The 14,453-nt window shown below is 68.3% G+C and carries 2 protein-coding genes; both read left to right on the forward strand.

From position 1 onward, the window contains the following. The first annotated feature begins 81 nt into the window (after positions 1 to 81). Positions 82 to 3,486, forward strand: a complete 3,405-nt coding sequence (locus tag ACZ899_RS04140; protein ID WP_234562328.1) for a non-ribosomal peptide synthetase — start codon at positions 82 to 84, stop codon at positions 3,484 to 3,486. Continuing rightward, positions 3,483 to 14,441 (forward strand): non-ribosomal peptide synthetase, encoded by a 10,959-nt coding sequence (locus ACZ899_RS04145; RefSeq protein WP_326491857.1) that lies wholly within the window; start codon positions 3,483 to 3,485, stop codon positions 14,439 to 14,441. The genes ACZ899_RS04140 and ACZ899_RS04145 overlap by 4 nt, the downstream gene beginning before the upstream one ends. Positions 14,442 to 14,453 lie beyond the last annotated feature (12 nt).

A 14,453-nucleotide genomic window follows, 5' to 3' on the forward strand; every position in this document is an offset into this window, starting at 1 on the left:
TAAATCATCCCCCCGCCCATTCGTTCTTGTTGATGCGCCCGGACCTTCCGGTCGCGCCGCCGATCAGCAAGGACCTCACACATGAATGCCGCAGACGCCCAGAAACTTTCCCGCCGTTTCATCGAGTTGCCCCTGGACAAGCGCCGCTTGTTCCTCGAAGGGATGCGACGCGAGGGTATCGATTTCGCGCAGCTGCCCATGTCGTCCTGTGCCGGTCTGAGCGAGCGCGACGGCCTGTCCTACGCCCAGCAGCGCATGTGGTTCCTCTGGCAGCTGGAGCCCCACAGCGCCGCCTACAACCTGCCGATGGCCGTGCGCCTCGATGGCGAGCTGCAGGTGAAGGCGCTGGAGCGGGCGTTCAGCCTGCTGGTCGCCCGCCACGAATGCCTGCGCACCACCTTCGCCCAGGACGGCGAGCGGGCGTTGCAGCGGGTGGCGGAGCCTGCGCCGGTGAGCATCCAGCTGTTCGACCTGGCCGACTTGCCCGAAACCACGCGCTGGGAGCGCGCGCACCAGCAGATGGCGGCCCAGGCCACCCAGGCCTTCGACCTCGAAGGCGGGCCGCTGTTCGGCATCGCCCTGTTGCGCCTGGCGCCCCAGGAACACGTGCTGTTGCTGACCCTGCACCACATCATCGCCGACGGCTGGTCGATGAACATCCTGATCGACGAATTCATGCGCAGCTACGACGCCCTTGTGGCGGGGCGCGAGCCGCAGCTGGCGGAGCTCAAGGTGCACTATCGCGACTATGCGCTGTGGCAGCGCAGCTGGCTGGAGGCCGGCGAGCGCGAGCGCCAGCTGGACTACTGGCGCGAGCAGCTGGGTGAAGAGCACCCGTTGCTGGAGCTGCCGACCGACCGGCCTTACCCGGCCCAGCCCAGCCACCTCGGCGAGCGTCTGGAGCTGATGCTCGACGCGGGCCTGCGCGAGGATCTCAAGCAGTTGGCCCAGCAGCACGGCGTGACGCTGTCCACGGTGCTGCTGGCCGTGTTCAAGACCCTGCTGTACCGCTACAGCGGGCAAACCGACATCCGTGTCGGCGGCCTGATCGCCAACCGCAACCGCAGCGAGACCGAAGGGCTGGTCGGCTTCTTCGTCAACACCCAGGTGCTGCGCAGCCAGTTCACCGCGCAGACGCCGTTCAGCGACCTGCTGCGCAGCCTGCACCAGGCCTCCGTCGGCGCCCAGGCGCACCAGGACCTGCCGTTCGACGCGCTGATCGAAGCCCTGCAGCCCCAGCGCAGCCAGAGCCATACGCCGCTGTTCCAGGTGATGTTCAATCACCAGCCGCTGGTCACCGACCTCAACGACGTGCGTCTGGACTGCGGCCTGCGCGTGGGCTACCTGAGCGCCGAGCAGCTGGCTGGCAGCCGCCGCCAGCATGCCGCCACCAGCGACCTGATGCTCGACACCCGGGAGGAGGGCGAGCAGCTGTTCGCCGCCTTCACCTATGCCACCGACCTCTTCGACGAGGCCACCATCGCCGCCCTGGCCGGGCACTGGCGCAACCTGCTGTGCGCGGTCTGCCAGGCACCGCGCCAGCGCCTGGGCGAGTTGCCGCTGCTGGCCGAGGCCGAGCGCCAGGCGCTGCTGTGCCCGGTGGCCGAGGTGTCGTCGCTGGTACCCGTGCAACGGCTGTTCGAAGCCCAGGCCGCTCGTAGCGGCGAGGCATTGGCATTGATCCTGGCCGACGGCGCCGCGGCGCCATCCATGAGCTATGCCGAACTCAATGCCCGCAGCAATCGCCTGGCCCATCACCTGCGCCATCAGGGCGTCGGCCCCGATGTGCTGGTGGGCGTGGCCCTGGATCGCTCGCTGGACCTGGCCGTGGCCCTGCTGGCCGTGCTCAAGGCCGGCGGCGCCTATGTGCCGCTGGACCTGCAGGCCCCGGCCGAACGCCTGGGGCATGTCTTCGAGGACAGCGGCCTGCAATGGCTGCTGACCACCACCGCCCAGTTACCCGGCCTGCCGGCGCAGGATGGGCTGCGCTGCCTGTGCCTGGATCAGTTGGCGCTGGACGATGAGTCGGCGGACGACCTGGCGTTGACCGTCACCCACGACAACCTGGCCTATGTGATTTACACCTCCGGTTCCACCGGCCGGCCCAAGGGCGTGGCCATCAGTCACGGCGCCCTGAGTGAGTTCATCGCCCGCGCCATCGACTACAGCGACCTGCGCGAAGGCGACCGCGTCCTGCAGTTTGCCACCAGCAGCTTCGACGGCTTCGTCGAGCAGTTCTTCCCACCGCTGTGCCACGGCGCCTGCGTGGTTCTGCGCGATACCCGCCTGTGGGACAGCGCCGCCCTGCATGAGGTGCTGATCAGCCACGGCGTGACCCTGGCCGACCTGCCGGCTGCCTACTGGTACTGGCTGGTGCAAGACTTCGCGGCGCGTCCACCGGCCAACTACGGCGCGCTGCGCCAGATCCACGTCGGCGGCGAAGCGATGGCGGTGGACGGGTTGCGCCTGTGGCAACTGGCCGGGCTGGGTCATGTGCGCCTGCTCAACACCTATGGCCCGACCGAGGCCACGGTGGTCTCGACCATCCACGACTGCACCGGGCTCGGCCACGAGGCGGTGTCCTGGCGCGGCATCCCCATCGGCCAGGGCCTGGCGCAGCGCCGGCTGTACATCCTCGACGATGACCTCGAACTGCTGCCGCAGGGCGCCGTGGGCGAGCTGTACATCGGCGGCCCGGGCCTGGCCCGTGGCTACCACGGTCAACCGGCGCTGAGCGCCCAGCGCTTCGTCGCCGACCCGTTCGCCCATGGCGAGCGCCTGTACCGCACCGGCGACCGTGCGCGCCTGGGCGCTGACGGCGCCATCGAATACATCGGCCGTGTCGATCACCAGGTCAAGGTCCGGGGTTTCCGCATCGAGCTCGGCGAGATCGAGGCGCGCCTGCAGCAGTGCCCGGGCGTTCGCGAAGCGGTGGTGCTGGCCCTGCCGATGACCGGCGGCCTGCAACTGGTCGCCTATGTAGTGCCCGACGCTGGCGAGCAGGATGCCGCCGAACAGGCGCGTTTCCGCCAGCAGGTGCGCAGCCTGCTCAAGGCCCGCCTGCCCGAATACATGGTGCCTGGCCACCTGTTGCTGTTGCCGCGCCTGCCTCTGACGCCCAGCGGCAAGCTCGACCGCAAGGCCCTGCCGGCACCGGACCCCAGTGCACTACAGGCTGAGTATCGGGCGCCGCATAGCGCCACCGAGCAGCAGCTGGCGCAGATCTGGATGCAGGTGCTGGGCGTGGCCAAGGTCGGCCTGGACGATCACTTCTTCGAGCTGGGCGGGCACTCGTTGCTGGCCGCCCAGGTGCTGGCGCGGATCAAGGACCAGCTGGGCCTGGTGCTGCCGTTGCGCAGCCTGTTCGAACACCCGGCGCTGGGCGACCTGGCCGCCGAGCTGGGCCGCCTGGAGGGCGGCGATAAGGATGACGACTGGTCGGATATGGATGCGTTCATGAGTTCGTTGGAAGGGGTTGAGGCATGAGTGGCAACATGGCGGTACGCATTGCGAAACGGTTCGTCAGCCTGCCCCTGGAGCAGCGCCGGCAGTTCCTCGCCAAGCTGCGCGAGGACGGCAAGGACTTCAGCCTGTTGCCGGTGGTCGAGTCGCGTCACGACTTTGCCAGCATCCCCCTGTCCTTCGCCCAGCAGCGCCTGCTGTTCCTCTGGCAGCTGGAGCCGCACAGCGCGGCCTACAACATGGCGGCCGGCCTGCGCCTGAGCGGCCGGCTCGACGTGGCGGCCCTGCAGCGCTCGTTCGAGCACCTGGTGGCGCGCCACGAAGCGCTGCGCACAGTGTTCCAGGTCGATGGCGAACAGCCGCGTCAGGTGATCCTCGAGACCCAGGCCGTGCCGCTGGAACAGGTCGATCTCACCGCTGTCGCCAGCGAGCGGCGCGAGGCCGAGCTGGCCGCGCAGGTGCGCGAGGCCAGCCACCAACCCTTTGACCTGCTGCACGGGCCGCTGCTGCGCGCCAGCCTGTACCGGCTGGCGGCCGAGGACTATGTGCTGCTGGTGAGCATGCATCACATCGTCTCCGACGGCTGGTCGATGGACGTGATGGTCAAGGAGTTCGTGCACAGCTACCAGGCCTTCAGCCAGGGCCAGGCGCCGCAGTTGCCGGCGCTGGAGGTGCAGTACGCCGACTATGCGATCTGGCAGCGCAGCTGGCTGGAGGCCGGCGAGGGCGAGCGCCAGCTCGACTACTGGCGCCAGCAGCTGGGCCAGGAACAGCCGCTGCTGGAGGTGGCCGCTGACTTTGCCCGCCCGCTGACCCAGAGCTTCGACGGCCAGACCCTGAGCTTCGACTTCGGCGCCGAGCTGTCCCGACGCCTGGGCGGCTACGCCCGCGCCCAGGGCATGACCCTGTTCATGCTGGTGCTGGCGGGCTTCTCGTTGTTTCTCTCGCGCCAGGCCGGGCAGCGCGATATCCGCATCGGCGTGCCCAACGCCAACCGCGGCCGCGCCGAGGTCGAGGGGCTGATCGGTTTCTTCGTCAACACCCAGGTGCTGCGCTGCCAGGTGGACGAGCGCCTGAGCTTCGACGACCTGCTGGCCCAGGTGCGCGAGGCGGTGCTCGGCGCCCAGGCGCACCAGGAGCTACCGTTCGAGCAACTGGTGGACGCGCTGGTGCCGGAGCGCAACCTGGGCCACAACGCGCTGTTCCAGGTCAAGTTCAACCAGAACGTCGGCATGCAACGCCAGCGCTCGCTGGCCCTGCCGGGCCTGAGCGTCGCCGAGTACCCGCTGGACAAGGTTGGCACCCACTTCGACCTGGCGCTGGACATCACCGACGACGGCCAACTGATCCATGGCGAGATAACCTTCGCCAGCGACCTCTATCAGCGCGCCACGGTGGAGGCGTTCATTCCGGCGTTCATCGAGCTGTTGGGCCAGTTGCTCGACGCGCCGCAACTGCCGCTGCACCGCCTGGCCGCGCCGCTGCGTGGCGGGCAGGTGCCGGAGCGCGAGGCGCCGGTACTGGTAGTGGAGCAATGGCAAGAGCAGGTACGTCGGCAGCCCGAGGCGCTCGCCGCCCGTAGCCTGGAGCACAGCCTGAGCTTCGCCGCCCTGGACCTGGCCGCCAACCGGCTGGCTCACCACCTGCAACGTCAGGGTGTGACCCGCGGCGAGCCTGTAGCGGTGCTGATGGAGCGTTCGCTGGACTGGCTGACCGGCATGCTCGGCATTCTCAAGGCCGGCGCCGTGTACATGCCGCTGGATACCAAGGCGCCTGAAGCGCGTCTGCGGCAGATGCTCGACGCGGCGCAGGCCAAGGTGCTGTTGTGCGCCGCCGGCGATGCGCGACTGACCAGCCTGGCCAGCGCCGAGCGTCAGGCGCTGGCCTACGTGCCAGCGCAGTGGCACGACCTGCCGGCCAGCGCACCGGCCATCACCCTGTGGGCCGAATCGCCGGCCTATGTGATCCACACCTCCGGCTCCACCGGCCAGCCCAAGGGCGTGCTGGTCAGCCATGGTGCCCTGGCGAGCTATGTCGCCGGCCTGCTCGAGCGTCTGGCGCCGGCGCCGGAGGCGAGCATGGCGCTGGTCTCGACCATCGCCGCCGACCTGGGCCACACCGTGCTGTTCGGCGCCTTGTGCGCCGGGCGCCTGCTGCACGTGCTGCCCGAGGCGCTGGGCTTCGACCCGGACGCCTTCGCCCGCTACATGGCCGAACACCGGGTCGGTGTGCTGAAGATTGTCCCCGGGCACCTCGCGGCGCTGCTGCAGGCCGGCAATCCCGCCGATGTGCTGCCCGAACAGGCGCTGATCGTCGGTGGCGAGGCCTGCACACCCGCCTTGGTGGAGCAGGTGCGCCGGCTCAAGCCGGGCTGCCGCCTGATCAACCACTATGGCCCGAGCGAGACCACGGTCGGCGTGCTGACCCACGAGGTCTCGACCCTGGCCGCCGAGGCCCGCGCCGTGCCGGTGGGTACGGCCCTGCCGGGCGCCCATGTGCTGCTGCTCGACGATGTGCTCAACCCGGTGGCCGACCAGGTCGCGGGTGAGCTGTATATCGGCGGTGCCAGCGTGGCCCAGGGTTACCTGGGCCAGCCGGGCCTGACCGCCGAACGTTTCGTGCCGGACCCTACGCAGCCGGGCCAGCGCTTGTACCGCAGCGGCGACCGCGTGCGGCGCAATCGCGCGGGGCAGGTGGAGTTCATCGGTCGCGCCGACGACCAGGTCAAGGTGCGCGGTTATCGTGTCGAACCAGCCGAAGTGGCGCGGGTGCTGCTGGGGCTGGACGGGGTCGCCGAAGCGGTGGTCCTGGCCCAGCCGGTGGACGGTGACGAGAGCCGCCTGCAACTGGTGGGCTGGTGCGTGGGGCAGGGTCTGCAGGGTGAAGCCTTGCGCCAGCAACTGCAGGACCGCCTGCCGGACTACATGGTGCCGGCGCAGATCCTGGTCCTGGAGCGCCTGCCGCTGACTGCCAACGGCAAGCTCGACAAGCGCGCCCTGCCGGCTCCGGGTGTCGCCCGGCGCCAGTACACCGCGCCGGTCGGCGAGATCGAGCAGGCCCTGGCGGCGATCTGGGCCGAGGTGCTCAAGCTCGACCAGGTCGGCAGCACCGACAACTTCTTCGAGCTGGGCGGCGACTCGATCCTCAGCCTGCAGATCATCGCCCGGGCCAAGCGCCAGGGCATCAAGCTCAGTCCCAAGCAATTGTTCGAGAAACAGACCATCGGCCAGCTGGCGGCAGTGGCCAAGCGCATCGAGAAAAAGGCCGCGCCGGTCGAGCAGGTCAGTGGCACGCTGGCGTTGCTGCCGATCCAGGCACGCTTCTTCGAAACCGACATTCCCGAGCGCCAGCACTGGAACCAGGCGCTGCTGCTCAAGCCGACCCAGGCGCTGCGCGCTGACTGCCTGACGGGCGCGCTGCAGGCGCTGGTCGACCAGCACGACGCCCTACGCCTGCGCTTCACCCAGCGCGATACCTGGCAGGCCGAGTTCCAGGCCGGCAAGGTCGAGGATATTCTTTGGGTTCGCGCGTTGAGTGACGTGGCCGAGCTGCCGGCCCTGGCCGAGCAGGCCCAGCGCAGCCTCGACCTGGCCAAGGGGCCGTTGCTGCGGGCGCTGCTGGTCGACCTGCCCGAAGGCCAGCAGCGTTTGCTGCTGGTGATCCACCACCTGGTGGTCGACGGTGTGTCCTGGCGGGTGCTGCTGGAAGATCTGCAACTGGCCTACACGGCCCTGGCCGCGGGCAAACCGCTGACGCTGGCGGCCAAGAGCAGTTCGCTCAAGGCCTGGGCCGAGCGCCTTGAAGCCTATGCCCGCAGCCCTGAACTGCTGTCTGAGGCCGACTACTGGCTGGACGGCCTCGCAGCCGCTGGCGATGAATTGCCACGGGACAATCCGTCGGGCGCCCAGACCAACCGTCACGTCGCCCATGCCTCGTCGCGCCTGGACACCGCGCTGACCCGCAAACTGCTGCAGGTGGCGCCTGCCGCCTACCGCACCCAGGTCAACGACCTGCTGCTGGCGGCCCTGGCGCGGGTGCTGTGCGACTGGACCGAAGAGAAATCGGTGCTGATCCAGCTGGAAGGCCATGGCCGCGAGGACCTGTTCCCGGAACTGGACCTAAGCCGGACCCTGGGCTGGTTCAGCAGCCTGTTCCCGGTACGCCTGACGCCAGCTCATGGGCTGGGCGCGGGTCTGTGCGCAGTCAAGGAGCAGTTACGTGCGGTGCCGAACAAAGGCATCGGCTACGGCGTGCTGCGCTACCTCGGCGAGCCCGACCTGCGCGCGCGCCTGGCGGTATTGCCGCAGCCACGGGTGACCTTCAACTACCTGGGGCAGTTCGACGGCAGCTTCGCCGAGGCCGAGGCCGAGGGCGCGCTGTTCACTCCAGCCAGCGAGGCCAGCGGTGCTACCCAGGATATGGACAGCCCGCTGGGCAACTGGCTCGGCATCACCGGGCAGGTCTACCAGGGCGAGCTGGAGCTGGACTGGAGCTTCAGCCGCGAGGTGTTCCGTCCCGAGACCATCGAGGCCCTGGCGCGCCGCTACGAGCAGGTGCTGGCCGAGCTGGTCGAGCACTGCGCCCAGGCGCCGCACCAGGGCGTCACGCCATCGGACTTCCCGCTGGCCGAGCTGACCCAGGCGCAACTGGATGGTCTGCCGCTGGCGGCCGGGGAAATCGAGGACCTCTACCCGCTGTCGCCGATGCAGCAGGGCATGCTGTTCCACAGCCTCTACGAGCAGGCGGCGGGCAACTACATCAACCAGTTGCGCGTGGATGTGCGCGGGCTTGACATGGCGCGCTTCCGTGCGGCCTGGCAGGCGGTGGTGGACAACCACGAAGTGCTGCGCAGCTGCTTCCCGCAGGATCTGCCGGCACCGGTGCAGGTGGTACGGCGCCAGGTGCAGGTGCCTTTCGTCGAGCTCGACCAGTCCCAGGATCCGGATGCCGTGGCCCAGGCCGAGCGCCAGGCCGGTTTCGACTTGGCCAGCGGTCCGCTGCTGCGCCTGACGCTGATCCGCACAGGCGATGACAGTCATCACCTGATCTACACCAGCCACCATATCCTGATGGACGGTTGGAGCAGCTCGCGCTTGCTGGGCGAAGTGCTGCAGCGCTACAGCGGCGCGACGCCGGGCGGCAAGACCAGCCGTTATCGCGACTATATCCAGTGGCTGCAAGGCCAGGACCAGCAGGCCAGCGAAACCTTCTGGCGGGGGCAGGTGGCCGATTTGCAAGAACCGACCCGTCTGGTCCAGGCGTTCAAGTCCTCGGCCCAGGGGCAGGGCCATGGCGTCCTGGCGCTGCGTTTCGAGGCGCAGCAGACCCGGCAGCTGGCGGACTTCGCCCGGGACCAGCGCGTTACCCTCAACACCCTGGTCCAGGCCGCCTGGCTGCTGCTGTTGCAGCGCTACACCGGCCAGGCCAGCGTGACCTTCGGTGCCACCGTGGCCGGTCGCCCGGCCGAGTTGCCGGGTGTCGAGGAGCAGCTGGGGCTGTTCATCAACACCTTGCCGGTGGTCGCCAGCCCGCGCCCGGAACAGACCGTGGGCGACTGGGTGCAGCAGGTCCAGGCGCTGAACCTGGCCTTGCGCGAGCACGAGCACACGCCGCTGTACGAGATCCAGCGCTGGGCCGGCTGGAGCGGTGAGGCGCTGTTCGACAACATTCTGGTCTTCGAGAACTACCCGGTCGCCGAGGCGCTGCAACAGGGCGCACCGCAGGGTCTGCAGTTCGGCGAGGTGCTCAACCAGGAGCAGACCAACTACCCGCTTACCCTGGTGGTGCAAGTGGGTGAGCGCCTGGAGGCGAGCTTCAGTTTCGATCGCCAGTGCTTCAGCGAACAGGCCATCGACCAGTTGGCGGGGCACTTCCAGCACCTGCTTGCGCAGTTGGCGGCTGACGCTCAGCGTGCACTGGGTGCGCTCAGCCTGCCGGTGGAAGACCAGCAGGTAGTGGCCAGCTATCCGAGCACGGCTTGCACCCATGAGTTGATCGAGGCGCAGGCGGTGCGTACGCCTGAGGCGATCGCCGTGACCTTCGCCGGGCAGGCGCTGAGCTACGACCAGCTCAACCGTCGCGCCAATCGCCTGGCGCACAAGCTGCGCGAGCAGGGCGTGGGGCCGGATGTGCTGGTGGGCATCGCGGTGGAGCGTGGCTTCGAGATGATCGTCGGCCTGCTGGCGATCCTCAAGGCGGGTGGCGCCTATGTGCCGCTGGATCCGGAGTACCCGCAGGATCGCCTGAGCTACATGATGGAAGACAGCGGTATTCAACTGCTGCTGACGCAAGGTCACTTGCTGGCTGAATTGCCTGTGCCGGCGCAGGTTTGCAGCCTGAAGCTGGAAGATGATCTGGCCGGTTACAGCGATGAGAATCCCGAGCACCTGAGCCAGCCGGATAACCTGGCCTATGTGATCTACACCTCGGGCTCGACCGGCAAGCCGAAAGGCACGCTGCTGCCGCACCACAACCTGCTGCGCCTGTTCAAGGCGACCGATGCCTGGTTCGGCTTCGGGCCGCAGGATGTATGGACGCTGTTCCACTCGTACGCCTTCGACTTCTCCGTCTGGGAGATCTTCGGTGCGCTGCTGCACGGCGGTCGTCTGGTGATCGTGCCGCGTGAAACCACGCGTTCGCCGGAAGACTTCCACCAACTGCTGGTGGAGCAGGGTGTCACCGTGCTGAACCAGACCCCATCGGCGTTCAAGCCGCTGATGCGGGCGGCCTGTGACAGTGCGTCCGACCTGTCGCTGCGCTACGTGATTTTCGGCGGCGAAGCCTTGGATGTGGCGGCACTGCAACCCTGGTTCGAGCGTTTCGGCGAGGACTGCGACAACCTGATCAACATGTACGGCATCACCGAGACCACGGTCCACGTGACCTATCGGCCAATCCGCTTTGTCGATACGCAACAGCCGGGCAGCCCGATCGGTGCGGCGATCCCTGACCTGTCGATGTACGTGCTGGATGCTGATTTCAATCCGGTGGCCAAGGGCTGCACGGGCGAGCTGCACGTCGGCCACGCCGGCCTGGCGCGCGGTTACCACAACCGTGCCTCGCTGACCGCCGAACGCTTCGTACCGGATCCGTTCTCCAGCGAAGGCGGACGTCTGTACCGCACCGGCGACCTGGCCCGTTATCGCGGCCAGGAGGTGATCGAATACGTGGGCCGGATCGACCATCAGGTGAAGATCCGTGGCTTCCGTATCGAACTGGGCGAAATCGAGGCACGCCTGCAAGAACATGCCGCCGTGCGCGAAGTGCTGGTGCTGGATATCGACGGGGCAGGGGGCAAGCAACTGGCTGCCTATCTGATCGCTCAGGATCCATCCGCCGATCACGCAACGCTGCGTGACACGCTGAAACAGCACCTGAAAGCCAACCTGCCGGACTACATGGTCCCGACCCACTTCCTTGTGCTGGACCAGTGGCCGCTGACGGCCAACGGCAAGCTGGACCGCAAGGCCCTGCCGAAGCCGGACGCCAGCCAACTGCAACAAGGCTACGTGGCGCCACGCACGGCGCTGGAACAACAACTGGCCGCGATCTGGAGCGAAGTGCTGAAGGTCGAGCAGGTGGGCCTGCACGACAACTTCTTCGAGCTCGGTGGCCACTCGTTGCTGGCCACCCAAGTGACCTCGCGGATCCGCCAGCGCTTGGAGCTGGAAGTCCCGCTGCGCAGCCTGTTCGAGTCCGCCGACCTGCAGGCTTTCGCCCAGGCTGCCGGCCAGGGTTCGGCCAGCCAGGCGCCGGCATTCACGATTGTGGATCGCAACCAACCGCTGCGGCTGTCCTACGCCCAGCAACGCCAGTGGTTCCTCTGGCAGCTGGAGCCGGACAGCGCCGCCTACAACATCCCTTCGGCCCTGCGTCTGAAGGGCGAGCTGAACATCGAGGCCCTGCGCAGCAGCTTCGCCGCGCTGATCGCCCGTCACGAAACCCTGCGCACCACCTTCAGGCAGCAGGGCGATAGTGCCGAACAGGTGGTGCACCCGACGCTCGATGTTCCGCTGCAGGTCGCGTCGGCTGCCCTGGATGAGACGGCGCTACAGGCCTGGGTCGAGGCCCAGGTGCGCGAGCCGTTCAACCTCGAGCACGGTCCGCTGCTGCGCGCCCGCTTGCTGCGCCTGGCCGCCGACGACCACGTGCTGGTGCTGACCCTGCACCATATCGTCGCCGACGGCTGGTCGATGCCGATCATGGTCGACGAACTGGTGCGCGGCTATGAAAGCCATCTGCAGGGTAAGGCCCCGCAGCTGCCGGCCCTGGCGTTCCAGTACGCCGACTACGCCGCCTGGCAGCGCCAGTGGATGGAGGCTGGCGAGCAACAGCGCCAGCTGGACTACTGGCAAGCGCGCCTGGGCAGCAGCCAGCCGATCCTCGAGCTGGCCACCGACCACCCGCGTCCCGCCGTGCAGCAATACGACGGCGCTCGCCTGCAGGTGAGCCTGGAGCCGGGCCTGGTTGCCCAGCTCAAGGCGCTGGCCGGGCAACAGGACGTGACCCTGTTCATGCTCCTGCTGGCGTCGTTCCAGGCCTTGCTGCATCGTCATTCCGGTCAGGCCGACATCCGCGTCGGCGTGCCGGTGGCCAACCGCACCCGGGCCGAGACCGAAGGGCTGATCGGCTTCTTCGTCAACACCCAGGTACTGGATGCCCGCTTCCAGCCGCAACTGCGCTTCGACGAATTGCTGCAACAGGTCAAGCACACCGCCCTGGGCGCCCAGGCGCACCAGGAGCTGCCCTTCGAACAACTGGTCGAGGCCCTGCAGCCGGAGCGCAGCCTGAGCCACAGCCCGCTGTTCCAGGTGCTGTTCAACCACCAGACCCAGGTGCTGGGCGAATCCCGCGAGCTGGCGGGCCTCAGCCTGCAGGGGCTGGTCTCGGACAAGCAGACCGCGCAGTTCGACTTGACCCTGGACACCGCCGAGCACGAAGGCGGCCTGAGCGCGACCCTGACCTACGCCACCAGCCTGTTCGAGGCCGCCAGCGTGGCGCGCATGGCCGAGCACTGGCGCAACCTGTTGCAGGGCATCTGCCAGGACGCCGGGCAGCGGGTTGCCGAACTGCCGCTGCTGAGCCGCGAGGAGCGCGAGCGCACCCTGCACGCCTGGAACGACAGCGCCGCCGACTACCCGCGCGGGCAGACCGTCCAGCAGTTGATCGAGGCGCAGGCCGCGCGCACGCCGCAGGCCATCGCCGCAGTGCTGGGCGAGCAGTCGCTGAGCTATGAGCAGCTGAACCGTCGCGCCAACGCCCTGGCCCATCACCTGCGCAGCCTGGGCGTCGGCCCCGATGTGCTGGTGGGGATCGCCGTGGAGCGCAGCCTTGACATGCTGGTCGGCCTGCTGGCGGTGCTCAAGGCCGGCGGCGCCTATGTGCCGCTGGACCCGCAGTTCCCCGAGGACCGCCTGGCTTACATGATGGAGGACAGCGGCATCGCGCTGCTGCTGACCCAGTCCAGCCTGCTGCAGCGCCTGCCGATTCCGCCGCAGGTGCACAGCCTGTGCCTGGACCAGCCGCTGCCAGCCGAGCACGGCGGGGACAATCCGCGCCAGCTGGCACTGCCGGAAAACCTCGCCTACGTGATCTACACCTCCGGCTCCACCGGCAAGCCCAAGGGCGTGACCATCCGCCACGACGCGCTGGTCAACTTCCTCTGCAGCATGGCGCGCCAGCCGGGCATCGACGCCTCGGACAAGGTGCTGTCGCTGACCTCACTGTCGTTCGACATCGCCGGCCTTGAGCTGTACCTGCCGTTGCTGCGCGGCGCCAGTGTGGTGCTGCTGGGCGAGCAGGTGAACAAGGACCCGCAGGCCTTGCTGGCGGTGATCCAGGCCCAGGCGGTCAGTGTCGTCCAGGCCACGCCATCGACCTGGCGCATGCTGCTGGATGCCGCGACGCCCGGGGCCTTCGCCGGCAAGAAGGTGTTGTGTGGCGGCGAGGCGCTGAGCGCCGAGCTGGCCCAGCGCCTGATTGCCCAGGCCGGGCATGTGTGGAACGTCTACGGCCCGACCGAGACCACCATCTGGTCGGCCTGCCACTACCTGACCGCCAGCGACGACGTGTGGCTGGGCCGTCCGCTGGCCAACACCCGCCTGCATGTGCTCGGCGCCGAGCTGGACCTGTTGCCGCAGGGTGCGCGCGGCGAGCTGCTGATCGGCGGCGATGGCCTGGCGCGGGGTTACCACAACCGTCCGGGGCTGACCGCCGAGCGTTTCGTGCCGGATCCGTTCGCCAGCGAGCCGGGCGCGCGCCTGTACCGCACCGGCGACCTGACCCGCTACCGCGACGACGGCGTGATCGAGTATGTCGGGCGCCTGGACCATCAGGTGAAGATCCGTGGCTTCCGTATCGAGCTGGGCGAAATCGAGGAGCGCCTGCTGCTGCACCCGGCGATCCGCGAGGCCGCGGTGATCGATATCGACGGCCCGGCCGGCAAGCAGCTGGCCGCCTACCTGGTGCTGCACGACGCGCAACAAGGCGTGGAAGCGCTGCGCGGCGAGCTGCGCGCGCACCTGAAGGCCGGGCTGCCGGACTACATGGTGCCGAGCCACCTGGTGGGCCTGGCGCGCATGCCCCAGACCCCCAACGGCAAGCTGGACCGCAAGGCCCTGCCGCTGCCGGACGCCAGCCAGCTGCAGCCGGCCCATGTGGCGCCGGTCACGGAGCTGGAGCGCAAGCTGGCGGCGATCTGGGCCGAAGTGCTGCATGTCGAGCGGGTGGGCCTGCAGGACAACTTCTTCGACCTGGGTGGGCACTCGCTGCTGATTGTCCAGGTGATCGGCCGGGTGCGCGAGCAACTGGGCGTCGACCTGAGCCTGAACGAGCTGTTCGAGCAGGCCACCCTGGCCGATTTCAGCCAGGTGGTCGAGCGCAAGTCGGGGCAGGTCGCCAACGCCCATGACGAACTGACTAAATCCCTGGAGGCCTTGAAACGTCTTACTGCACAGGAAATAGATAATCTGATCGCTTAGCGGGAGACATTC

This window comes from Pseudomonas sp. TE31087, from assembly GCF_057284075.1.

Coding starts and splice junctions, on each gene's coding strand:
- ACZ899_RS04140 (WP_234562328.1), top strand. CDS start 82: ATGAATGCCGCAGACGCCCAGAAACTTTCCCGCCGTTTCATCGAGTTG.
- ACZ899_RS04145 (WP_326491857.1), top strand. CDS start 3,483: ATGAGTGGCAACATGGCGGTACGCATTGCGAAACGGTTCGTCAGCCTG.